General features: G+C 76.3%; 25 protein-coding genes and 1 pseudogene. 10 read left to right on the forward strand and 16 right to left on the reverse strand.

The window, feature by feature from the left end; genetic code table 11:
- Positions 1–128 precede the first annotated feature (128 nt).
- Entirely contained in the window at positions 129–1,124 is a 996-nt protein-coding gene (locus ACI78S_RS11365) for a hypothetical protein (RefSeq protein WP_456973239.1), read from the reverse strand.
- Entirely contained in the window at positions 1,124–2,068 is a 945-nt protein-coding gene (locus ACI78S_RS11370) for a Ppx/GppA phosphatase family protein (protein ID WP_456973241.1), read from the reverse strand. The genes ACI78S_RS11365 and ACI78S_RS11370 overlap by 1 nt, the downstream gene beginning before the upstream one ends.
- An 83-nt stretch (positions 2,069–2,151) precedes the next feature.
- Here ACI78S_RS11370 and ACI78S_RS11375 point away from each other — a divergent pair, with 83 nt between their 5' ends.
- Positions 2,152–2,979: a hypothetical protein gene (locus tag ACI78S_RS11375; protein ID WP_456973243.1), complete on the forward strand. Its 828-nt coding sequence runs from the start codon at positions 2,152–2,154 to the stop codon at positions 2,977–2,979.
- Here the strand turns inward: ACI78S_RS11375 and ACI78S_RS11380 are convergent.
- Positions 2,872–3,945, reverse strand: a complete 1,074-nt coding sequence (locus tag ACI78S_RS11380; RefSeq protein WP_456973244.1) for a helix-turn-helix domain-containing protein — start codon at positions 3,943–3,945, stop codon at positions 2,872–2,874. The genes ACI78S_RS11375 and ACI78S_RS11380 overlap by 108 nt on opposite strands.
- An 81-nt stretch (positions 3,946–4,026) precedes the next feature.
- On the opposite strand from ACI78S_RS11380, the gene ACI78S_RS11385 reads away from it, so the two are divergent.
- Both ACI78S_RS11385 and ACI78S_RS11390 read left to right on the forward strand, forming a co-directional pair.
- The gene (locus tag ACI78S_RS11385) at positions 4,027–4,233 is read left to right on the forward strand and encodes a hypothetical protein (protein ID WP_456973245.1); all 207 of its coding nucleotides are present in this window, start codon (positions 4,027–4,029) and stop codon (positions 4,231–4,233) included.
- Positions 4,234–4,243: 10 nt separating this feature from the next.
- Entirely contained in the window at positions 4,244–4,447 is a 204-nt protein-coding gene (locus ACI78S_RS11390) for a DUF3072 domain-containing protein (protein WP_456973246.1), read from the forward strand.
- 315 nt (positions 4,448–4,762) lie between these two features.
- On the opposite strand, the gene ACI78S_RS11395 is transcribed toward ACI78S_RS11390, so the two are convergent.
- Both ACI78S_RS11395 and ACI78S_RS11400 read right to left on the reverse strand, forming a co-directional pair.
- Complete coding sequence (locus ACI78S_RS11395; protein WP_456973248.1) at positions 4,763–5,446, reverse strand: winged helix-turn-helix domain-containing protein; 684 nt, start codon at positions 5,444–5,446, stop codon at positions 4,763–4,765.
- Entirely contained in the window at positions 5,443–6,678 is a 1,236-nt protein-coding gene (locus ACI78S_RS11400) for a sensor histidine kinase (protein WP_456973250.1), read from the reverse strand. Before ACI78S_RS11400 ends, ACI78S_RS11395 begins: the two co-directional genes overlap by 4 nt.
- Positions 6,679–6,879: 201 nt before the next feature.
- Between ACI78S_RS11400 and phoU the strand changes: the two genes are divergently transcribed.
- A complete protein-coding gene (gene phoU, locus ACI78S_RS11405; protein WP_456973252.1) occupies positions 6,880–7,539 on the forward strand; it encodes a phosphate signaling complex protein PhoU in 660 nt (219 codons plus the stop codon).
- 96 nt (positions 7,540–7,635) lie between these two features.
- Here the strand turns inward: phoU and ACI78S_RS11410 are convergent, their stop codons facing one another.
- On the reverse strand, positions 7,636–8,388 hold the full coding sequence (locus ACI78S_RS11410; protein WP_456973254.1) for a phosphoglyceromutase: 753 nt from the start codon (positions 8,386–8,388) through the stop codon (positions 7,636–7,638).
- 33 nt (positions 8,389–8,421) lie between these two features.
- Positions 8,422–8,721: a hypothetical protein gene (locus ACI78S_RS11415; protein ID WP_456973256.1), complete on the reverse strand. Its 300-nt coding sequence runs from the start codon at positions 8,719–8,721 to the stop codon at positions 8,422–8,424.
- 59 nt (positions 8,722–8,780) lie between these two features.
- Between ACI78S_RS11415 and ACI78S_RS11420 the strand changes: the two genes are divergently transcribed.
- Positions 8,781–9,530 carry a methyltransferase gene (locus ACI78S_RS11420; protein WP_456973258.1) on the forward strand — a complete coding sequence of 250 codons (750 nt, stop codon included), beginning with the start codon at positions 8,781–8,783 and terminating at the stop codon, positions 9,528–9,530.
- Between the two features lie 6 nt (positions 9,531–9,536).
- On the opposite strand, the gene ACI78S_RS11425 is transcribed toward ACI78S_RS11420, so the two are convergent.
- Genes ACI78S_RS11425 through mshA form a run of 3 tightly spaced genes read right to left on the reverse strand, consistent with a single transcriptional unit; the run spans position 9,537 to position 12,915 of the window.
- Positions 9,537–11,084, reverse strand: a complete 1,548-nt coding sequence (locus ACI78S_RS11425) for an MFS transporter (protein WP_456973260.1) — start codon at positions 11,082–11,084, stop codon at positions 9,537–9,539.
- Entirely contained in the window at positions 11,081–11,599 is a 519-nt protein-coding gene (locus ACI78S_RS11430) for a YbjN domain-containing protein (protein ID WP_456973262.1), read from the reverse strand. Before ACI78S_RS11430 ends, ACI78S_RS11425 begins: the two co-directional genes overlap by 4 nt.
- Positions 11,596–12,915, reverse strand: coding sequence for a D-inositol-3-phosphate glycosyltransferase (gene mshA, locus ACI78S_RS11435; RefSeq protein ID WP_456973264.1), 1,320 nt, complete (start codon positions 12,913–12,915; stop codon positions 11,596–11,598). Before mshA ends, ACI78S_RS11430 begins: the two co-directional genes overlap by 4 nt.
- Before the next feature lie 101 nt (positions 12,916–13,016).
- Here mshA and ACI78S_RS11440 point away from each other — a divergent pair, with 101 nt between their 5' ends.
- The gene (locus ACI78S_RS11440) at positions 13,017–13,802 is read left to right on the forward strand and encodes an SDR family oxidoreductase (protein WP_456973266.1); all 786 of its coding nucleotides are present in this window, start codon (positions 13,017–13,019) and stop codon (positions 13,800–13,802) included.
- A 186-nt stretch (positions 13,803–13,988) separates the two neighbouring features.
- Here ACI78S_RS11440 and ACI78S_RS11445 read toward each other — a convergent pair.
- Positions 13,989–14,927 (reverse strand): annotated as a pseudogene (locus ACI78S_RS11445) (UDP-N-acetylmuramate dehydrogenase); the annotation flags it as partial.
- Positions 14,928–14,967: 40 nt separating this feature from the next.
- Here ACI78S_RS11445 and ACI78S_RS11450 point away from each other — a divergent pair.
- Genes ACI78S_RS11450 through ACI78S_RS11460 form a run of 3 tightly spaced genes read left to right on the forward strand, consistent with a single transcriptional unit; the run spans position 14,968 to position 17,428 of the window.
- Entirely contained in the window at positions 14,968–15,825 is an 858-nt protein-coding gene (locus ACI78S_RS11450; RefSeq protein ID WP_456973268.1) for a class I SAM-dependent methyltransferase, read from the forward strand.
- Positions 15,822–16,568, forward strand: coding sequence for a maleylpyruvate isomerase N-terminal domain-containing protein (locus tag ACI78S_RS11455; RefSeq protein ID WP_456973269.1), 747 nt, complete (start codon positions 15,822–15,824; stop codon positions 16,566–16,568). Before ACI78S_RS11450 ends, ACI78S_RS11455 begins: the two co-directional genes overlap by 4 nt.
- Complete coding sequence (locus ACI78S_RS11460) at positions 16,568–17,428, forward strand: spermidine synthase (protein ID WP_456973271.1); 861 nt, start codon at positions 16,568–16,570, stop codon at positions 17,426–17,428. The genes ACI78S_RS11455 and ACI78S_RS11460 overlap by 1 nt, the downstream gene beginning before the upstream one ends.
- Here the strand turns inward: ACI78S_RS11460 and ACI78S_RS11465 are convergent.
- A complete protein-coding gene (locus ACI78S_RS11465) occupies positions 17,418–17,930 on the reverse strand; it encodes an O-acetyl-ADP-ribose deacetylase (RefSeq protein ID WP_456973273.1) in 513 nt (170 codons plus the stop codon). The two genes, ACI78S_RS11460 and ACI78S_RS11465, sit on opposite strands and share 11 nt — an antisense overlap.
- Before the next feature lie 24 nt (positions 17,931–17,954).
- On the opposite strand from ACI78S_RS11465, the gene ACI78S_RS11470 reads away from it, so the two are divergent.
- A complete protein-coding gene (locus ACI78S_RS11470) occupies positions 17,955–18,158 on the forward strand; it encodes a PspC domain-containing protein (protein WP_456973275.1) in 204 nt (67 codons plus the stop codon).
- Between the two features lie 120 nt (positions 18,159–18,278).
- Here the strand turns inward: ACI78S_RS11470 and ACI78S_RS11475 are convergent, their stop codons facing one another.
- From ACI78S_RS11475 to ACI78S_RS11490, 4 genes are all read right to left on the reverse strand, one after another.
- A complete protein-coding gene (locus ACI78S_RS11475) occupies positions 18,279–18,560 on the reverse strand; it encodes a DUF2516 family protein (RefSeq protein ID WP_456973277.1) in 282 nt (93 codons plus the stop codon).
- A gap of 136 nt (positions 18,561–18,696) precedes the next feature.
- Positions 18,697–19,470 (reverse strand): hypothetical protein, encoded by a 774-nt coding sequence (locus tag ACI78S_RS11480; protein ID WP_456973279.1) that lies wholly within the window; start codon positions 19,468–19,470, stop codon positions 18,697–18,699.
- Positions 19,467–19,946: a helix-turn-helix domain-containing protein gene (locus ACI78S_RS11485; RefSeq protein WP_456973281.1), complete on the reverse strand. Its 480-nt coding sequence runs from the start codon at positions 19,944–19,946 to the stop codon at positions 19,467–19,469. The genes ACI78S_RS11480 and ACI78S_RS11485 overlap by 4 nt, the downstream gene beginning before the upstream one ends.
- Before the next feature lie 87 nt (positions 19,947–20,033).
- Positions 20,034–21,017, reverse strand: a complete 984-nt coding sequence (locus tag ACI78S_RS11490) for an asparaginase (protein WP_456973283.1) — start codon at positions 21,015–21,017, stop codon at positions 20,034–20,036.
- Positions 21,018–21,042 lie beyond the last annotated feature (25 nt).

The following is a 21,042-nucleotide window of genomic DNA, read 5'->3' on the forward strand; positions in this document are numbered from 1 at the left end:
ACGGGCATTAGCGTGGGACAACGAGACCTCCGGGCGGTCGGTGAGGCGTCAGCACCCACACCTTCGCTCGGAGGTCTCCTTGTTCGCTCAGCCTCCTACGCCGTCAACAACGTCCGTGGTCACTACACCTAGCCGGTCGCGAGGAGCGCCGCCGCCGGGGCGACGGTGAGCAGCACCCCGGCGAACACCAGGACGGCGAGCAGCCTCGGCCCCACGGGGTCCCGCGACATCTTGTGCCGGTAGGCGCCCACGCCGGCCACCAGCCCGGTGACCGCCAGCGGTGCCACCAGGACGGCGAGGTGCGGCAGGGTCTCCCAGATCACCGTGAACAGGAAGTAGATGCCGACCCCGGCGGCCAGGGCGATGACCAGCTCGCCGCCGAAGCGCAGCCACGCGAGCACGCCCTCCTGGGGCGTCCCGGCGGCGTCCGCGACGCCGCGCTCGTCGGCGACGACCGGGATCGGCCCGGTCGACGGGTTGTCGTCGAGGGGCGTCGCCGGGGCGGGCACCCGCTCCGGCCGGCGCTGCTCCACCGGGGGCGCCGGGGCGCGCCGGTCGCCGGCGCGGCGGTCGGGGCGCGGCTCGAGCGCCCGGCGCTCGCCCACCCGGCCGGTGGCGCGGTCGTCGTCGGGCCGGTCCTCGGCCCGCCGGTCCTCCAGCCGCCGGCCCTGGAGCCGGCGGTCACCCTGGCGGCGCTCGCCGACCCGGCCGGTCGACCGGTCGTCGTCCACCCGCCGGTCGCCGTGCCGGCGGTCACCGCCGGCGCGCTGGTCGTCGGCCCGGCGCTCGCGCACCACCCCGGTCTGCCCGGTCGCGGCGGGGACCTCGGGCTTGCCCGACGGGCGCACCCCGGGGATCGCCGCCGTCTGCGGGTCGGCCGCCTGCGACGGGGCGGCGGCCCCGGCGATGCGCAGGTCACCGGCGCGCCGGCCGTAGGGCCGGCCGCCGACGCGGCCGGTGCCGGGGTCCTCGTCCTCCGGCTCGGCGCGCCGCTGGCGCAGGCCGGTGTCGTCGGGATCGTCCCGCCGCCGCCGGCCGCGGGTGGGCGACTCGATGCCGGCCTCCCGGAGGATCTCCGCGAGGGATCGGCCCCCGGTCTCGGGGTCCCGCCGTGGCTCGGCCATCACGCCCCTTCCAACGAGTCGAGTCGACGCAGGATGACACCTTCCCGCAGCGCCCACGGGCAGATGCGCACGGCCGGCACGTCGAGTGCCCGCATGGCGGCCTGGGCGACGACGGCCCCGGCCGGGATCTGGTGCGCCCGGTCGGGCGAGACACCGGGCAGCTCCGCGAGCGCCCCGGACTCGATGCGGGAAACGAAGCCGACCAGCTGGCCGAGGCCGCTGAGGGTCAGCCGGCGGTCGACCTGCAGCCCCGCCGAGTAGGGCGCGGCGCCGGTCAGGCGGGCCAGCGTGCGGAAGGTCTTGCTGGTGGCCGCGACCAGGTCGGGCTGCCCCAGGGCGCGCAGCTTGCGGGCGGCGGGCTCGAGCAGCCGCTCGGCGTGCTCGTCGAGGGCGCGCAGCGCCTTGAGGTCGGGGCGGCCACCGGTGCGGGCCTCGGGCAGGTACTTGCGCGTCATGCGCCCCGCCCCCAGCGGCAGGGAGAGCGCGACCTCGGGCTCCTCGTCCACGCCGCCGGCGAGCTCCAGCGAACCACCGCCGATGTCGAGCACCAGCAGCCGCCCGGCGCTCCAGCCGAACCACCGGCGGACGGCGAGGAAGGTCAGGCGGGCCTCGTCCTCCCCGCTGAGCACCTTGAGCTCGACCCCGGTCTGCTTCCTGACCCGGTCGAGCACCTCCAGACCGTTCTCGGCCTCGCGGATCGCGGAGGTGACCAGGGCCATGAACTCCTCGCAGCCCTGCTTCTCGGCTTGGTCGCAGGCCTTCTGCACGGCCCGGACCAGGGCCTTCTCCCCGGTCTTGGAGAGCTTGTCGTCCTTGCCCACGTGCTCGGCCAGGCGCAGCAGCGACCGGTCGTCGTGCATCGGGGTCGGGTGCGCGCCGGGGTGCGCGTCGACCACGAGCAGGTGCACCGTGTTCGACCCGACGTCCAGGACTCCCAACCGCATGGTGACAGTCTGCCCGCTGGCGATCACGGGCACCGTCCGGACACGGGGTCCGCCGGCCCGGGGGGCGTGCCTACGCTGGCGAGGTGCCCGCCGAGCCCCCGCCCGAGGTGCCGCTCGACTTCGCCCGCGAGTGGGTGACGTTCCCGGACCCGGCCGATCCCGAGCACGTCGTGCGCGCCGACCTCACGTGGCTCACCTCGGCGTGGACCTGCATCTTCGGCCGCGGCTGCGCGGGCGTGGTGGAGGGCCGCCCTGACGACGGCTGCTGCAGCCACGGGGCCTTCTTCACCGAGGAGGACGACCTGCTGCGGGTCACCGCGGCGGTGGCCGACCTCACCGACGACGACTGGCAGCTGGCCCCGGTCGGCCGCGGGGGCTGGAGCGAGGAGGACGCCGCCGACGACGGGGCGGCCGGGGACGAGGCCGACGGCGTCCGCTCGCTGCGCACCCGCGTGGTCGACGGCGCCTGCGTCTTCCTCAACCGTCCCGGGTTCCCCGGCGGCACGGGGTGCGCCCTGCACCGCATGGCGCTGCGCACCGGCCTGCACCCGATGACCACCAAGCCCGACGTCTGCTGGCAGCTGCCGGTGCGCCGCGAGCAGGAGCACGTCGAGCGCCCCGACGGCACCACGGTGCTCCAGACGACGATCGGCGAGTTCGACCGGCGCGGCTGGGGGGCCGGCGGGCACGACCTGCACTGGTGGTGCACCGGCTCGCCGGCGGCGCACGTCTCCCCCGAGCCGCTGGTGGTCACCTACGCGGCCGAGCTGACCGGGCTGATCGGCGGCCCGGCGTACGACGAGCTACGCCGGCTGGCCGAGGCCCGCCTCGACGCCGGCCTCGTCGCGCCGCACCCGGCCAGCCCCGAGCCGGTGCTCGTCGAGCTGCACCGGCGCCGTCCCGGCCGCTGACCCGGCCCGGAACGTCTGCCGGTACGCGCGCGGGGAGACCCCGCGCCGGCGGGTGAACTGCTCGCGCAGCCCGGCCGCGGTGCCGAAGCCGACCAGGCGGGCGATCTCCTCCACCGGGGCGTCGGTGTTCTCCAGCAGCTCCTCGGCGGCGGCCAGCCGCTGGCCGAGCAGCCACGCGTGCGGCGTGGTGCCCGTCGTGGCCTTGAACCGGCGGGCGAAGCTGCGCGGGCTCATCAGCGCCCGGCGGGCCAGGTGCTCGACGCTGATGTCCTCGGCGAGGTGGCCGGTGGCCCACTCGAGCACCGAACCGAGCAGGTCGTCGGCGCAGGCGGGCACCGGCGCGTCGATGAACTGCGCCTGCCCGCCGTCGCGGTGCGGGGGCACGACCATCTCGCGGGCCAGCGCGTTGGCCGCCGCGGCGCCCCACTCCCGCCGCACCAAATGCAGCAGCGTGTCGACGCCGGCCGCGGTGCCGGCGCCGGTGATGACCGCCCCGTTGTCCACGTAGAGCACCGCCGGGTCCACCTCCAGCTGCGGGAAGCGCGCGGCGAGCTCGCCGGCGTACCGCCAGTGCGTGGTCACCCGGAGGCCGTCGAGCAGCCCGGCGGCGGCGAGCACGAAGACGCCGGTGCAGTGGCTGATGAGCTGCGCACCGCGGGCGTGCGCGCGGCGCAGCGCGTCGAGCATCGCCGCCGAGGGCACGTGCTCGAACAGCTCCCAGGCGGTGATGAGCACGATGTCGGACCGGTCGATCCGCTCCAGCCCGTGCTCGACGACGATCCCGAGGCCGGTGTCGGTGCGCAGGATGCCCGGCACCTCGGCCACCAGCCCGAAGTCGAACCGGGGCAGGCCGAGGTGGCGGCGGTCGTAGGCGAACACCTCGTGGCAGACGCCGAGCCCGAAGCTGCCGACGAGCCCGTCGGCGAGGACGACGCTGACGACCAGGGGACGGTCCGGGACGGTCATGCCGACAGTGTGGCAGAAAACCTGCGATAGCGGTCAGTCCTGCCACTCGTGCGGACGACACCGCCGCAGGACGCTTCTCGCATGTTGCTGATCACCTGCCCCGTCACCGGCCGCGACGAGCTGATCTCCGCGCTCGGCATCCGCGGGATCGCCAACCACGCCGACCACATCGCCGTGACGGTGGCGTGCCCCTGCGGCGAGACGCACGTGCACCGCACCGGCCGGCGCTGGGCCGAGGCCGTCCCGGCCGTCCCGGTTCGGGAGGCGAACGGGCTCGTGGCGGCCTAGCATCGAACACATGAGCGAATCGCCGCAGGACCGCACCGCCGAGAAGGACCCGTCCGACTGGGTGACCGGTGACGAGCCGGCCACCGGAGCCCAGAAGAGCTACCTGCAGACCCTCGCCCGGGAAGCCGGCGAGGAGGTGCCCGAGGACCTCACCAAGGCCGACGCCTCGCGCAGGATCGACGAGCTGCAGGACGAGACAGGTCGAGGGAACTGAGGAGCCGCCGGCGGCGGCCTCCTCGAGCGGGGGCCCGCAGGGTCTCCCGAGAGGGGGCCGGGCCGCCGGGGCTCGGCTCAGCGGGGGGACGGCACCGGGCCGCGGTGTCGGCCTCCTCGAGCGGGGGCCCGCAGGGTCTCCCGAGAGGGGGCCGGACCGCCGGGGCTCGGCTCAGCGGGGGGACGGCACCGGGCCGCGGTGTCGGCCTCCTCGAGCGGGGGCCCGCAGGGTCTCCCGAGAGGGGGCCGGACCGCCGGGGCTCGGCTCAGCGGGGGGACGGCACCGGGCCGCGGTGTCGGCCGGTAGGCCGACCGATCACGACGCCTCCAGCTTGTAGCCGAGGCCGCGGACGGTGAGCAGGTAGCGCGGGTTGGCCGGGTCGGGCTCGATCTTCGCCCGCAGCCGCTTCACGTGGACGTCGAGGGTCTTGGTGTCGCCCACGTAGTCCGAGCCCCACACCCGGTCGATCAGCTGCATGCGGGTGAGCACCCGGCCGGCGTTGCGCAGCAGGAGCTCGAGCAGGTCGAACTCCTTGAGCGGCAGCGCGATCGGCTCGCCGTCCACCGCGACGACGTGCCGCTCGACGTCCATGCGCACCGGCCCGGCCTCGAGCACCGGCTCGGCCGGCGCCTCCCCCTCGCCGCGGCGGCGCAGCACCGCCCGGATCCGGGCCACCAGCTCGCGGGCCGAGTACGGCTTGGTGACGTAGTCGTCCGCGCCGAGCTCCAGGCCGACGACCTTGTCGATCTCGCCGTCCTTGGCCGTCAGCATGATGATCGGGACGTTGCTGCGGCTGCGCAGCTGCCGGCACACCTCGGTGCCGGGCAGGCCCGGCAGCATCAGGTCGAGCAGCACGATGTCGGCGCCGCCGCGGTCGAACTCCGCCAGCGCGTCCGGCCCGGTCGCGGCCACGGCGGCCTCGAACCCCTCGCGCTTGAGCATGTAGGACAGCGCGTCGGAGAACGACTCCTCGTCCTCGACCACCAGTACCCGCGTCATTCCCGTCCTCTCGACACGTCGGCGGCGACGACGTCGTCCGCCGGTTCCTGCTCGCCCGTCACCGTCCGGCCGTCCGTCCCGGCCGCGGGGACGTCGTTGGCCAGGGGGATCCGGAGCGTGAACGTCGAGCCGACGCCCTCCTCGCTCCAGACGGTGACCGATCCCCCGTGGTTGTTGGCCACGTGCTTGACGATCGCCAGGCCGAGGCCGGTGCCGCCGGTGCGGCTGGCCCGGGACTGGTCGACCCGGTAGAAGCGCTCGAAGACGCGCGTGCGGTCGGCCCGCGGGATGCCGATCCCGCTGTCGGTCACCGCGATCTCGGCGAACCCGGAGCGGCCGCGGGCGGCGACCGCGATCTTCGTGTCCTCGGGGCTGTAGGCGACCGCGTTCGCCAGCAGGTTGGTCACCGCCGTGGCCAGCTGCGCCTCGACGCCGCGGACGACGAGCCCGTGCTCGCCGCCGGTCGCGATGGTGATCCTCTTCGCGGCGGCGGCCGTGCGGGTGCGGTCGACGGCCTCGGCGAGGACGGTGTCCACGGCGACCGGCTCGAGATCGGGCAGCGGCTCGGCGCCCTGCAGCCGCGAGAGGTCGATGAGCTCGCGGACCAGCCGGCCGAGCCGCTCGGCCTCGTGCCCGGCGCGCTCGGCGAAGCGGCGCACCGTCTCCGGGTCGTCCGCGGCGTCTTGGAGCGCCTCGGCCAGCAGCGCCAGCGCGCCGACCGGCGTCTTGAGCTCGTGGCCCACGTTGGCGACGAAGTCCCGGCGCACCGCCTCGCCGCGGCGGACCTCGGTGACGTCCACCAGGATCAGCGCGACCGGCCCGGGCGGCGGCGCCGCGCCGCTGTCCAGCCGCACGCCGTGCACCTCCATCAGGCGCGGCCCGCTGCCGACCAGCCCGCCGGGCAGGCGGACGTCGCGGCGCCGGCTCCCGGCGGTGCGCACCTCGAGGGCCAGCTGGAGCAGCTCGGGCACCAGCAGACGGGTGTCGCGCACGATGCCCAGGGCCCGCGCCGCGGGGTTGGCGATGACCAGCACGTCGTCGGCGTCGAGCAGCACGACGGCGGGGTCCATGAGGTCGAGCAGCCGCCGCGCCAGCGCCGCCTCGGAGGGGCCGCCCGGCGCCGGGTCGGCGGGCCGGGCCTCCCGGGCCGCGCGCAGGCGCGGGACCAGCACCGCCGCGGCGATCCCGGCGCCGACGGCGAGGCCGATCAGGAGCGCGACCAGCGTCGTCACGACGTCGATGCTAGGTGGGTCGGGAGCCTTCCCAGGAACGCTTCGCGACCGACGTCACCCGGTACGGGGCACTGTTCACCGTCGTGTGGCCCCGCGTTCACCGGCGCGCCGGCTGGGGCACCCCGGAGTTCTCCTACCCTGAGCGAGGACGCGCGTCTTCAGTATCGCCGGCCCGACCGGCCGGGAGAGGGGCTCCGAACAGTGCGCCAGCAGTACCACGAGGAACTCGCCGACATCAACAACTGCCTGGTGCAGATGGCCAACTCGGTCGGCTCGGCGATGAACAAGGCCACCACCGCCCTGCTGGACGCCGACGTCGCGCTCGCCGACCTGGTGATCGCGGGCGACGAGCAGGTCGACGCCACCCGGGAGAGCATCGAGCAGCGCTGCTTCACGCTGCTCGCCCAGCAGCAGCCGGTCGCCACCGACCTGCGCACCATCACCGCCGCCATGCGCATCGTCGCCGACCTGGAGCGCATGGGCGACCTCGCCGTGCACGTGGCCAAGCTGGCCCGCATGCGCTTCCCCGAGCCCGCGGTGCCCACCGAGGTGCGGCCGATCTTCCTCGAGGCCGGGCACGTCGCCGAGCGGCTGGTGGCCCAGACCGCCGCCGTCATCGCCAAGCTCGACGTCGAGGCGGCCGGCCGGCTGGAGGCCGACGACGACCTCATGGACCAGCTGCACCGCCAGCTGTTCCGCGAGCTGCTGTCCAAGGAGTGGCCGCACGGCATCGAGGCCGCCATCGACGTGACGCTGCTCGGCCGCTACTACGAGCGCTTCGCCGACCACGCCGTCAGCGTCGCCCGCCGGGTGGTGTACCTGGTGACGGGCGAGCGGGAGATGCACGCGAGTGCTTCCTGACCGCCCTCCGGGCGGTCGACCGCGGCCAGGTGCCGTGCCCCTGCGGCGCTGAGCCGTTCGCGGGGCCTCCTCGGGGGACCCTCCGGGGCCCCCTCGTCAGCGCTTGCCCTGGTTCTTGACGGCCTCGATCGAGGCGGCCGCCGCCTCCGGGTCGAGGTACTCGCCGCCGGGCTTGACCGGGCGCAGGTCCTCGTCGAGGTCGTAGCGCAGCGGGATGCCGGTCGGGATGTTCAGCCCCACCACCTCCTGCTCCCCCATGCCGTCGAGGTGCTTCACCAGGGCGCGCAGGCTGTTGCCGTGCGCGGCGACCAGCACGGTCTGCCCGGCCCGGAGGTCCGGGACGATCGCGTCGTACCAGTACGGGAGCATCCGGACGACGACGTCGGCCAGGCACTCGGTGGCCGGGCGCACCTCGGGCGGCAGCACCGCGTAGCGGGCGTCGCCGTCCTGGCTGTACTCGCTGCCGGGCTCGATGGGCGGCGGCGGGGTGTCGTACGAGCGGCGCCAGGTCATGAACTGCTCCTCGCCGTACTCGGCGAGCGTGGCGGCCTTGTCCTTGCCCTGCAGCGCGCCGTAGTGCCGCTCGTTGAGCCGCCACGAGCGCTTCACCGGGATCCACTGCCGGTCGGCCGCGGCCAGTGCCAGCTCGGCGGTGGCGATCGCCCGCTTGAGCACCGAGGTGTGGCAGACGTCGGGCAGCAGGTCCTGCTCGGCGAGCAGCTCGCCGCCGCGCGCGGCCTCGGCGCGGCCCTTGTCGGAGAGCGGGACGTCGACCCACCCGGTGAACAGGTTGGCCTTGTTCCACTCGCTCTCGCCGTGGCGCAGCAGTACCAGGGTTCCGGTGCTCACGCCGCCATCCTGCCGGACGCCTCCGCGGCCGGCTCAGCCGGTGATCGCCGGCCAGACCAGCCACAGCTCGTAGGCCGCCGGCGGCGCCAGGCCGAGCAGCAGCCAGTACGAGCGGATCCGCCGGGCGGCGCCCCACCGCAGCGCGGCGACCAGGCCCACGCTGCAGACCACGGCCACCGACAGCCACAGCACGGTGGCCATCACGTCGACGACGAGCAGCTGGGCGAAGACGAGCTGGACGGCGCACAGCAGCATGGGGTAGACGAGCGCGGACGCGGCCACGACGCCCATCAGCGCCCGGACGAAGCGCTGCTGCGCGGTGCTGCCGTCCATCGCACCCACGCTAACCGCTTCCCGCCCGGGGCGGCACCGGTCAGGGCAGGATCTCACCCGTGGGTGCGGCCGAGCGGTGGGCGGAGGAGCTGGCGGCCTGGGAGATCGACCCGCGGATCCTGGCCGCCGCGCCGGAGTCGCCGTACGGCTTCCCTCCCGGGCTCTTCGGCAGCGGGCGCGGCTCGGCGGCCACCCTCGCCGCGGTCCGCGAGCGGCTGCCGGGCAGCGTGCTCGACGTCGGCTGCGGCGGCGGCGCGGCCAGCATCCCCACCGGCGCCGCCGAGCTCCTCGCCGTCGACGAGTCCGCCGCGATGCTGGCCCGCTACCGCGCCGCCGCCGGCGACGTCCCCGTGCGCACCTGGTGCGGCCGCTGGCCCGACGTCGCCGCGCAGGTCCCGCCGGCCGACGTCGTCGTCGCGGCGAACGTCGTCTACAACGTGCCCGACCTGCCGCCGTTCCTGACGGCGCTGACCGCGCACGCCCGGCGCCGGGTGGTGGTCGAGCTGACCGACACCCACCCCTGGACGTCGCTCGGCCCGCTGTGGCGGCACTTCCACGGCCAGGACCGGCCGGCCGGGCCGACGGCCGGCCTGTTCGCCGAGGTGCTCGCCGAGCTGGGCGTGGGGGCGTCGTCGGCGACGGTGGAGCGGCCGGACCTGTGGCGCGACGCCGCCCCGGCCGACGTCCTGGCGTTCACCCGGCGGCGGCTGTGCCTGCCGGCCTCCCGCGACGCCGAGGTCGCCGCCGCCATGCGGGAGCTGGCCGACGACCGGCCGCGCACCGCGACGACGTTCTGGTGGGAGCCGTAGGGCGGCTCACCCCGCGGCGCGCCGCCCGGGCAGCCAGGCGAGGACGACGACGGCGGCCACGAGGCTGGCCGCCGCGGTGCCGACCGCGGTGAGGTGCATCGCGGAGACGAAGGCCTCGCGCGCGGGCTCCGCCACGCCGGCGGCGGCCCGGGCGGCGTCGGCGTCCTCCCCCGCGACGACCCGCCGGACCGCTTCCAGGGTGGCCACGATCGACTCGCCGGCCTGCTCGCGGACGCCCGCCGGCAGGGGGTCCAGCGCCCGGCCGAGGTCGTCGCGGTAGGCCGTGGTGAGCAGCGAGCCGAGGATCGCGACGCCGAGGGCGCCCCCGACCTGCCGCACGGAGTTGTTCACCGCGGCCCCGGCGCCGGCCTTCTCCCGCGGGACCACCGACATGATCGACTCGGTGGCCGGGGCCATGACCGCGCCCATGCCCAGGCCCTGGACCGAGAACAGGACCACGATCAGCCAGACCGGCGAGGCCAGGTCGAGCAGCTGGATGCCTGCGAACGAGGCGCTGATCGCGAGGAAGCCGGCGGCGCAGACCGCCTTCGCGCCGAAGCGTTCGGCCAGCCGGGAGCTGCGCGGTGCCATGAGCGCCATGCCGACGGCCACCGGGATGAGCAGGAACCCGGTCTGCAGCGCGCTGTAGCCGCGGCCGCCCTGCAGGTAGTACACGAGGTAGAAGGTGGCTCCCTGCAGGGCGAAGAAGTTCAGCCCGAGCGCGGCCGCGGCGGCGGAGAAGGCCGGGTTGCGGAACAGCGAGACGTCCAGCGCCGGGTGCGACGAGCGCCGCTGCAGCCAGACGAACAGGGCCAGCAGCACCGCGCCGCCGACCAGCGGCACGAGCACGGTGGGCTCGGTCCAGCCGAATCCCGAGCCGCCGCGGATGATGCCGAACACCAGGCCGGCGAGCGCCAGGATCGACAGCAGCACGCCGGGGACGTCCAGCCGCCGGGGCTGGGGGTCTTTCGACTCGGGGACGAACGCGAGGATGCCGGCGATCCCGAGCAGGCAGACCGGGACGCCGATCAGGAAGACCGCGCCCCACCAGAAGTGCTGCAGCACCGCGCCGCCGGCCAGCGGGCCGCCCGCGACGCCGATCCCCGCCGTCCCCGCCCAGACGCCGATCGCCCGGCCCCGCTCGCCGGCCGGGAAGACGTTGGTGATGACCGCCAGGGTCGTCGGCTGCACGGCCGCGCCGCCGACGCCCATGACCGCGCGCCACACGATCAGCTCCACCGGGCTGCCGCTGAACGCGGCGCAGGTCGACCCCACAGCGAACACCGCCAGCCCGATGAGCAGCGTCTTCCGGCGGCCGATGCGGTCGCCGATGACGCCCCAGGAGAACAGCAGGCCGGCGAACACGAGGATGTAGGCGTCGATGGCCCACTGCAGCTCGCCCTGGGTGGCGTCGAGCTCGCGCTGCAGGGTGGGCAGCGCGACGTTGAGGATCGTGTTGCCGGTGATCACGACCAGGAGGCAGACGGTCATGGTGGCGAGGACCCACCACCGCCGGGCGTAGCCCGGCCGCTCCTCCTCGACCGGATCGCTCACCCCCGGCGCTCGCCCTCCGACCGCTGGGCGAACGCGGCGAAGGCCTCGAGGTTGCGCAGCGACTCACCGCGCTTGACCCGCCACTCCCACTCGCGCCGGATCGACGTGCCGAAGCCGATCTCGAGCATGGTGTTGAAGTGGTCGTCGGCGTAGCTGAGCACCGAGCCGAGGATGCGGTCGATCTCGTCGGGGGTGACCGCGGCGTGCGGCAGGCGGCCGGTGAGGTAGACGTCGCCGACGCTGTCGATGGAGTAGGCGACGCCGTACATGCGCGCGTTGTGCTGCAGCAGGTAGGTCCACAGCTGCTCGCGGTTCTCGTCGGGCTGGCGGCAGACGAACGCCTCCACCCGCAGCGCGTGCTCCCCCACGATCAGCCCGCAGACCGTCCTGAGCTTCTTGGTGCCGGGCAGGTCGACCAGCCACCTCCCCGGCGCCGGGTGCTCGTGCGCCAGCCCGCCGTCGCGCAGCGCCTGCGCGACGACCGCGTCCAGCCGCTCGACCACGTCGGAGCTCATCGGGCCACCGACGCCCCGGGCACGGTCCGCAGCGGGGCCAGGGCGGGCACGCCGGCGGCCATCTCCGACGCCGCGGCCGTGTACGCCTCGACCAGCGACTCGGCGGTGCGGTCCCACGAGAAGCGGGCGGCGTGCCGGCGGGCGCCCGCGGCGAGGAACGGCCGGCGGGCCAGCGCGCTGCGGATCGCCGCCGCGTAGTCGGCGGGGTCGCGGCCGTCGACCAGCAGGCCGGAGACGCCGTCGCGCACCGCGGTCGGCAGGCCGCCGACGGCGGCGGCGACGACCGGCGTCCCGCAGGCCTGCGCCTCCAGGGCGACCAGGCCGAAGGACTCGTTGTGGCTGGGGACGACGGCGAGGTCGGCGGCGCGGTAGTGGTCGGCGAGCCGGTGCGGCGCCTGCGGCGGCAGGAACCGCACGAGGTCGCCGATGCCGAGGGTCGCCGCGAGCTGCTCGAGCTGCCGCGGCGCCTCCAGGCCCGACCCGCTGGGCGCGCCGACGACGTGCACCTCGAGCCGGTCGCGCAGCGCGGGGTCGTCGGCGAGCATGCGGGCGGCGGCGTGCAGCAGCAGGTCGGGGGCCTTGAGCGGCTGGATGCGGCCGACGAAGGCGAGCACGACGGCGTCCTCGCGCACGCCGAGCGCGCGGCGGGCGGCGGCGCGGTCGCCCGGGGAGAAGCGGTCGAGGTCGACGCCCGGCGGGACCACCAGCGTGCGGCGGGGGTCGGCGCCGTAGTGCCGGACCAGCTGGCGCGCCTCCTCCTCGGTGTTCGCGATCAGCCGGTCGGCCTCGGCGACCACCTGCTCCTCGCCGACCACCCGCACCCGGGGCTCCGGGCGGTCGCCGGCGGCCAGCGCGGCGTTCTTCACCTTGGCCAGGGTGTGCGCGGTGTGCACCAGCGGGACGCTCCACCGGTCGCGGGCCAGCCAGCCGACCTGGCCCGAGAGCCAGTAGTGCGAGTGGACGACGTCGTAGTGGCCCGGCTCGTGCTGGGCTTCCTCGCGCAGCACGGCCGCGGTGAAGGCGCACAGCTGGGCGGGCAGCTCCTCCTTGCCGAGGTCCTCGAACGGGCCGGCGGGGACGTGCCGCACGGTGACGCCGGGGCTCATCTCCACGACCGGCGGGAGGTCGCTGGAGGTGGCGCGGGTGAACACGTCGACCTCGATGCCGCGGGCGGCCAGCCGGCGGGAGACCTCGACGATGTAGACGTTCATGCCGCCGGCGTCGCCGGCACCGGGCTGGTCGAGCGGGCTGGTGTGCACCGAGAGGGTGGCCACCCGCCGGGGCGTCCCGGACCGGCGGAATCGGCGAGCGGGCACGCGCGACCTCCCGCTCCTGAGTCCGTCGAGTGCTGGCTGCACGAGGGGTGTCAACGCACCCCTGCCGACTGTCCATCCTGCAACAGCGTCAGGATGACCACATGTCCGGTCCCCCAACCCTCCCCCCGTCCGGGTACCGCACGCTGCCCGGCACCGGCCGCACCGCCGTCGTCACCGGGGCCTCCAGCGGCATCGGCGCGGCCACCGCCGAGCGCCTGGCCGCGGAGGGGTTCGACGTCGTGCTGGGCGCCCGCCGGGTCGACCGGCTCACCGCCCTCGCCGACCGGATCGGCGGGCGGGCGCGCGCCCTCGACATCACCGACCAGGCCTCGGTGGACGCCTTCTGCGCGCCGCTGGACCGGGTGGACGTGCTGGTGAACAACGCCGGCGGCGCCTTCGACGCCAACCCGGTGGCCGACGCCGACCTCGACTCGTGGGCGCGCACCTACGAGGTCAACGTCCTCGGCACCGTGCGCCTGACCAGGGCCCTGCTCCCCGCGCTGCGTGCCTCGGGCGCCGGGGACCTGGTCTTCGTCGGTTCCACGGCCGGCCTGATCAGCTACGAGGGCGGCGCCTCCTACACCGCCGCCAAGCACGGCGTGCACACGCTGGCCGAGACGCTGCGGCTGGAGCTGGTCGGCGAGCCGGTGCGGGTGATCGAGATCGCGCCGGGCATGGTGCGCACCGAGGAGTTCTCGCGCATCCGGCTGGGCTCGCAGGAGGCCGCCGACGCCCTCTACCGCGGGGTGCGCGAGCCGCTGGTGGCCGAGGACGTCGCCGACTGCATCGCCTGGACGGTGACCCGGCCGCACCACGTGAACGTCGACCTGATGGTCGTGCGCCCCCGCGCCCAGGCCGCCCAGCACAAGGTGCACCGGGAGGAGTGAGCGGAGTGGGAGGGGCGCGGGAACCGCGCCGGCCCCGCCCCGCCCCGCGGGGTGGGGGGGGGGGGGTGGGGGGGGGGGGGGGGCCGCCCCCCCCCCCCCCCCCCCCCCCCCCCCCCCCCACGGCCGGACGGCGGTCGGTTCGCGTTCGAGGGTGACGCCGAAGCGCTCGCGGACGGCGGCGACCACCCGGTCGGCGAAGGCGAGCAGCTCGGCGGCGGTGGCGCCGGGCTCGGTGGTCAGCGCCAGGCTGTGCCGCGACGACGTCCCCACGTGCCCGGCGCGGGTGCCGCGGCCGAACCCGGCGTGCTGCACCAGCCAGGCCGCGCTGAGCTTGACCTGCCCGTCGCCCGCCGGCCAGCTCGGGCAGCCGTCGACGGCGCGCCCGGCCGGGACGATCGGGTTGGTGAAGAACGAGCCGGCGCTGCGGCTGTCGGGATCGGCCGGGTCGAGCACCATGCCCTTGCCGCGCCGCAGCCGCAGGACCGCGGCGCGGACGTCGGTCAGCGGGGCGCGCTCCCCCAGCCCGATCCCCAGCGCGCGGGCCAGCTCGGCGTACCCGACCGGCGCGGAGAGCTCGCCGGGGTGCAGGGCGAAGGTCACCTCCACGACGACGAACCGGCCCGGCTCGCGCTTGAGCCGGCTGTCGCGGTAGCCGAAGCCGCACTCGGCCGGGGTCAGCGTGCGCTCGTCCTTCTCCGCCCGGTCCCACACCCGCACCGCGGTGATGGTCTGGGCGACCTCCTGGCCGTAGGCGCCGACGTTCTGCACCGGCGTCGCGCCGGTCGAGCCGGGGATGCCGGAGAGCGCCTCCACCCCGGCCAGCCGCTCGGCCACGGTGTGCGCGACGAGGTCGTCCCAGTCCTCGCCGGCCTGCACGGTGAGCGAGTCCCCGGAGCGCGCCACCCCGCGGGAGCGCACCAGCACGACGTCCCCCGGCCAGCCCTCGTCCGGCGCCACCACGTTGGAGCCGCCGCCGAGCACCAGCAGCGGCCGGCCGGCCTCGTCGGCGTCCCGCACCGCCTCGACCAGCTCCGCGGCGCCGGTGACCACCAGGAGCCGGTCGATCGGACCGCCGACCGCGAGGGTGGTGAGGTCGGCCAGCCGGGCATCGCGTCGCACCTGCACGCGTCCACGCTAACCGCGCGGGCGACTACCCTCCGGACAGGTGGACGGCGGGAGCGAGCACAAGCAGCGGGCGACGCTGCCGCCGATCCGCAGGAAGGCGCCCCGCCTGGCCGCCGGCCGGGCCCGCGCGCTGGGGCTGCCGACCCGGGGCACCACGAACGCCAACCGGCTGCGCCGGGTCGACCGCTGGCTGCTGGCCACGCAGGTCCCCCGCCTGCGCGACGCCGCCCGCCCCCTCGTCGTCGACCTCGGCTACGGCGCCTCGGCCGTCACCACCCTCGAGCTGGTCGACCGGCTCGCGCCCGAGGTGACGGGCCTGGAGGTCGTCGGCCTGGAGATCGACCCGGAACGGGTGGCCGCGGTCGCCGCCGACCGCGACCCGCCGCGGGTCGACTTCCGGCTCGGCGGCTTCGAGCTGGCCGGGCTGCAGCCTGTGCTGGTGCGCGCGTTCAACGTGCTGCGGCAGTACGACCTGGAATCGGCGCACCGGGCGTGGGAGACCATGCGCGGCGCCCTCGCGCCGGGCGGGCTGGTCGTGGAGGGCACCTGCGACGAGTGGGGACGGCGGGCGGCGTGGGTGGCCCTCGACGACGACGGCCCCCTCACCCTCACCCTCTCGGCGCGGGTGTCGGACCTGGACCGGCCGTCCGACCTGGCCGAGCGGCTGCCCAAAGCGCTGATCCACCACAACGTGCCGGGGCAGCCGGTGCACGAGTTCCTGCGCGCCCTCGACGCCGCCTGGGCCGCTGCCGCGGGCCTGTCGGCGTTCGGCCCGCGGCAGCGGTGGACGGCCGCGGTGGAGGCGCTGGCCGAGCAGGGGTGGCCGTTCGTCGGCTCCTCCAAGCGGTGGAAGCACGGCGAGGTGACCGTGCGCTGGTCCGCCGTGGCCCCGACGTGACACCCGCCGAGGAGTTCCGGCTGCGGTGCGTCGAGGCGGTGGTCGAGGAGGGCGAGCGGGTCGGGATCCTGGCCGCGGAGCTGGACGCGGCCGGCCGGCTCGGCGTCGTCGTCCCGTGGGTGCCGGCGTGGACGGCGGCCGACCTGGTCGGCCACCTGGGCACCGTGCACCGCTGGGCGACGGCGATCGTCACCGCCGGCACGGCCGATGCCCCGCCCCCGCGCCCGGAGCCCCCGGACGGCGACCTGCTCGGCTGGTACGGCGCGGGCCTGACGGCGCTGGTGCGGGCGCTGCGCGAGACGCCGCCGGACGCCCCCGCCTGGCACATGAGCCCGGCCGCGCCCGGGGTTGCCGCCGAGTGGGCCCGCCGCCAGGCGCACGAGCTGGCGGTGCACCGGATGGACCTGGAGGCCGCGGCCGGGGTTCGGCACGCCCCGCTCGACCCCGCGCTGGCCGCCGACGGCGTGGCCGAGCTGCTCGGCGTCGTCGTCCCGCGCTGGGCGCACACCGAGCCGCTGCGCAGCGCGCAGGTGCTGGTGGCGGTCAGCGACACGGCCACCGGACGGCGGTGGGAGGTGCGGGTGACCCGCGGTGCGGTCGAGGTGGCCGACGCGCACTCCGGCGGCGCGCAGGCGCACCTGAGCGGCGAGGGGACGCAGCTGCTGCTGCACCTGTGGGGCCGGCCCGCCGACGTGCGGGTCGAGGGCGACGCGGCGGCCGAGTCCGTGCTGCGCGGTCGCTGATGGCGCGACGGAGGCGGGAGGAGGTGCTGCCGCCGGGGCCCACCCCCGTGCTCGGCGGCACCGCCGAGCTCCTCGGCGACGCCGACCGCGACGGCTCCTGGGTGCTCGTGGTGGACGGCACGCCGCAGTCGCACGTCGACCTCGACGAGCCGACCCACCTCGAGTTCGAGTACGTCCGGCGGATGGGGCACGTGCTGGACCTCGCCGCCGAGGAGGGCCGGCCGCTCGACGTCGTCCACCTCGGCGGCGGTGCGCTCACCCTCCCCCGCTACGTCGCCGCGACGCGCCCCGGCTCCCGGCAGCGGGTGGCCGAGATCGACGAGCCGCTGACCGAGCTGGTGCGGGCGCACCTGCCGCTGCCCCGGGACGCCCGCGTCCGGGTGCGCGCGGCCGACGCCCGGGAGGCCCTGGCCGGCATGCGCAGCGGCAGCGCCGACGTGGTCGTGGTCGACGTCTTCGCCGGTGCGCGCACCCCGGCGCACCTGACCACGGTGGAGTTCGCCCGGGAGGTGCACCGGGTGCTGCGCCCCGGGGGTGTGCTCACCGCCAACGTGGCCGACGGCCCGCCGCTGGCCTTCGCCCGGGCCCAGGCGGCCACCCTGCGGGCGGTGTTCGCCGAGGTGTGCCTGGTCGCCGAGCCCGGGACGCTGCGCGGCCGCCGGTTCGGCAACCTGGTCGCCGTCGCCTCCGACGCGCCGCTGCCCGTGACGGCGCTGGTGCGCCGCTGCGCGGGCGACCCGATGCCCTCGCGCGTGGTCGCCGGCGAGGACCTCGACCGGTTCGCCGGCGACGCCCGCCCGGTGACCGACGCCGCGGCGCAGCCCTCCCCGGAGCCGCCGGAGGGCGTCTTCAGCCGCTGAGCGCCCGCTCGAACGCGGCCAGCGCCTCCGCGGAGAAGAGCACGAACCGCACCTCGGCCACGTGCTCGACGGCGACCGAGCGGACGCCGGCCACCGCCTGCCGCGCCGCGTCGTCCAGGGGCCAGCCGTAGACACCGGCCGAGATCGCGGGGAACGCGACCGTGCGCGCGCCCAGGCCGTCGGCGACCCGCAGGCTGCTGGCGTAGCAGGACCGCAGCACCGCCGACCGGTCCTCGGAGGCCGACCAGATGGGGCCGGCGGTGTGCACGACCCAGCGCGCCGGCAACCGGCCGGCCGTCGTCGCGACGGCCTCGCCGCGGGGCAGCCGCCCGTCGGGCAGCCGGGCCCTGACCGCCCGGCACTCGGCGAGGATCTCCGGCCCGCCGGCCCGGTGGATGGCGCCGTCCACCCCGCCGCCACCGAGCAGCCCGGGGTTGGCGGCGTTCACGACGACGTCGACGTCGGCCTCGGTGAGGTCGCCCAGGACGGCGCGCAGGTCCATGCCCGCACCGTAGGGTCGGACGGCATGACGACGCCCGTCCCCCGCCGGCTCGCCCGCGACACCCAGCACAAGGTGATCGGTGGTGTCTGCGCCGGCATCGCCCGCCGCTACGGCCTGTCGACGACGGCGCTGCGCGTGGCGTTCGTGGTGTCCTGCGTGCTGCCGGGGCCGCAGTTCATCGCGTACCTGGTGCTGTGGATCGTGCTGCCGAAGGATCCCCGGCGGTAGCGCCGCGCACCGCCGGCGCGCGCCGGAGCGCACCCGGAGTCGGGTGGTGGTGGCCACGCCACGGCGGGACACCACCACCGGTCGGCACCGGGTGGCATCGCCCGTCGGCGGCGGTAGCGGCTACCAGCTGTTGCCGCGGCGCAGGCCGCGCACCGCCGGCCGGACGTCGACGAGGTAGACGACGGCGGCGATGACCGCGGGCAGCCCGAAGAAGCTCATCGGGCCCATCACGTACAGCACCACCCCGGCGATCGCGGTGATGGCGACCCAGGCCGGCTTGGTGAGCTTGCCGGCCGCCACGTAGGCGGTGGCCGGCCGGACGACGGCGTCGACGAACGCCCACGCGGTCAGGGCCAGCGTGCCCCAGTACAGGACCGTCAGCAGGAGCGCGTCGAACGACATGGAGGCAGCGTACTCGCGCCGGACCCCGCGGCAGGGGTTCGCGGCGACCCGCCCTCCACCGGGGTGACCCCCGGGACGCCACAGGGCCCCGGAGCGCTCGTGGCAGCTCCGGGGCCCTGGTATCGGCGATCCGGCGTCAGGCCTTCTTGGCCGGGACGGCGGTCGGGTCGGCCGGCTTGGCGGTGCGGGCGCGGGTGACGCGCGCCTCGCCGACGGCGGTGGTCGCCCTGGCCGGGGTGGCCTTGCGGGCCGCGGTGGTCGTGCGCCGCGCGCGCTTGGCCGGCGCGACCGGCTCCGTGGCGGCGGCCTCGACCGTCTCCTTGGCGGACTCGGCGGCCTGGGCGGCCGCCTTCTCGGCCTTGGCGGTGGCCTTGGTGGCCTTCGCGGCGGTCTTCTGCGCGACCGAGGTCACCTCGTCCGAGGCGTCCTGGATGGTGTCCGCGGTCTCCTCGAGCACGTCCTCGAGGGCGTCCTCGACGGTGTCGACGGCACGCTCGGCGCGGGCCACGACCCGGCGGAAGCCGGGCTGGCGGCGCAGCTCGTCGACCACGCCGGCACCGCGCTCGGCGAGCGCCTCGACGGTGGACAGCGCCTGGGTGCGGGCGGTCTCGACCAGGCCGGCGACGGTGCTGCGCACGGTCTCGGGCCGGGCGGCGACGGCGAGCTGCTGGGCCCGGGTGCGGGCGGTGCTCACGGCGTCGGTGGCCCGGGTGCGGGCCTCCTTGACGCCGAGGTCGGCCTGGACCCTGGCCTCGCCCGGGAGCGACTCGGCGCGGGCGCGCAGGGTGCCGACGACGGCCTTGGCGCGCTCGACGGCGAGGTCGCCGGCGCCGATGGTGGCCAGCAGCTGGGTCTTGGTGAGCTGGACGGCGGCGTCGCCGTAGTGCTTCACGGTCTCGGTGGCGGTCATGCCGACTCCTTCGAGGATCGGGGGCTGGGGGAGGTCGTGGCGGTCGCCGCGTGCTCGCGGACGTAGGTCTCGTAGAGCTCGAGCAGCACTGCCTTGTGCCGCTCCGACAGCGCGGTGTCCGAGCGGATCGCCGCCACGGTGTCCGGGTTGCCGGGCCGCCGGTCGAGGATCCCGGCCTGCTCGTAGAGCGTCTCGGCCGAGATCTTCAGGCCCCGGGCGATCGCTGCGAGGACCTCCGCCGACGGCTTGCGGAGGCCCCGCTCCACCTGGGACAGGTACGGGTTGCTGACGCCGGCGGAGCGGGCCAGCTCGCGCAGCGACACGCGCGCGGCGTTGCGCTGCTCGCGGATGAACTCGCCCACCGCCGTGGCCGTGGGCGCCGCGGCCACGGTGTCCGCCACGGAGCCGGCGATCCGGTCCACCGTCTCGCGGACCGTCGTCACCTGCTCCCGCACGAACTCCGTCGGCTTCTGCACGGCTACGACGCTAACCGGGGGTGCTAACTCTTGCAAGCGCTCCTGCTAGCACCTGGCGGTGAGCATCGTCACAGCCGAAGACGCAGGTCAGGACGCCAGGGCGACGCCGGGGCGGACCTCACCGACCACACCGTCCCCACCGCGGACGGGGGTCAGCAACCAGCGGGCGAGCAGGTCGTCGGGGACGCCCAGCCGGCGCAGGCCGGCGGCCAGCGCGGGCGCGCGCCCGCGGTCGCCGCCGTCGTCGAGCTTGAGCGCGACCGCGCCGCGACCGGGCAGCGCGGCCACGTGCACCCCGTCGGCGCCACCCTTCACCAGCAGGCCGGGGACGGCGCGCATGAGCTCGGTGTCCTCGCGGCCGGTGCCCGCCACCAGCCAGGGGTGGGCGCGCATCGCGTCGGCGACGGACCGCTCCGGGCTGCTCTCGGGCGCCTCGACCAGCCAGCGCACACCGCGGGCCAGGCCGGTGAGGGTCAGCGCGTGCTGCGGGGCGCCGCACCCGTCGACGACGACCGCCTCGACCGGCTCCTCCGCGATCTCGGCGAGCCGGGCCTCGACGGCCTGCTGCAGCGGGTGCGTCGGCTCGAGGTAGCCGCGGGTGTCCCAGCCGGCGGCGACGCAGGCGGAGAGCATCGCGGCGTGCTTGCCGGAGCAGTTCATCGCCAGCCGCTCCGGCGCCCGCCCCGCCGCCAGCCACCGCGCCCGCGTCTGCTCGTGCAGCGGCAGCGCGGGCGGGCAGCCGAGGTCGTGGGGGCCCAGCCCGGCGGCGGACAGCATGCCGGCGACCAGCTCGCGGTGGCCGTCCTCGCCCGAGTGCGAGGCGGCGCCGATCGCGAGCTCCTCGGCCGAACGGGGCGCCCAGCCCGACGCGAGCAGCGCGGTCGCCTGGACCGGCTTGTTCGACGAGCGCGGCAGCACCGGCCGGTCGACCGCGCCGGCGGCGGCGAGCACCCCGCCGTCGGGGCCCAGCACGACGAGGGCGCCGCGGTGCACCGACTCCAGGAAGCCCGATCGCCAGACCTCCACCAGCACCGGGTTGTCCGGCCACGGGCAGGACCCCGTCCCCCTCACCCCTCGCACGCTCGGGGCGAGCCCC

Source organism: Geodermatophilus sp. SYSU D00815, from assembly GCF_054050035.1.

Coding starts and splice junctions, on each gene's coding strand:
- ACI78S_RS11365 (WP_456973239.1), bottom strand. CDS start 1,124: ATGGCCGAGCCACGGCGGGACCCCGAGACCGGGGGCCGATCCCTCGCG.
- ACI78S_RS11370 (WP_456973241.1), bottom strand. CDS start 2,068: ATGCGGTTGGGAGTCCTGGACGTCGGGTCGAACACGGTGCACCTGCTC.
- ACI78S_RS11380 (WP_456973244.1), bottom strand. CDS start 3,945: ATGACCGTCCCGGACCGTCCCCTGGTCGTCAGCGTCGTCCTCGCCGAC.
- ACI78S_RS11385 (WP_456973245.1), top strand. CDS start 4,027: ATGTTGCTGATCACCTGCCCCGTCACCGGCCGCGACGAGCTGATCTCC.
- ACI78S_RS11390 (WP_456973246.1), top strand. CDS start 4,244: ATGAGCGAATCGCCGCAGGACCGCACCGCCGAGAAGGACCCGTCCGAC.
- ACI78S_RS11395 (WP_456973248.1), bottom strand. CDS start 5,446: ATGACGCGGGTACTGGTGGTCGAGGACGAGGAGTCGTTCTCCGACGCG.
- ACI78S_RS11415 (WP_456973256.1), bottom strand. CDS start 8,721: ATGGACGGCAGCACCGCGCAGCAGCGCTTCGTCCGGGCGCTGATGGGC.
- ACI78S_RS11430 (WP_456973262.1), bottom strand. CDS start 11,599: ATGAGCTCCGACGTGGTCGAGCGGCTGGACGCGGTCGTCGCGCAGGCG.
- ACI78S_RS11440 (WP_456973266.1), top strand. CDS start 13,017: ATGTCCGGTCCCCCAACCCTCCCCCCGTCCGGGTACCGCACGCTGCCC.
- ACI78S_RS11460 (WP_456973271.1), top strand. CDS start 16,568: ATGGCGCGACGGAGGCGGGAGGAGGTGCTGCCGCCGGGGCCCACCCCC.
- ACI78S_RS11465 (WP_456973273.1), bottom strand. CDS start 17,930: ATGGACCTGCGCGCCGTCCTGGGCGACCTCACCGAGGCCGACGTCGAC.
- ACI78S_RS11470 (WP_456973275.1), top strand. CDS start 17,955: ATGACGACGCCCGTCCCCCGCCGGCTCGCCCGCGACACCCAGCACAAG.
- ACI78S_RS11475 (WP_456973277.1), bottom strand. CDS start 18,560: ATGTCGTTCGACGCGCTCCTGCTGACGGTCCTGTACTGGGGCACGCTG.
- ACI78S_RS11480 (WP_456973279.1), bottom strand. CDS start 19,470: ATGACCGCCACCGAGACCGTGAAGCACTACGGCGACGCCGCCGTCCAG.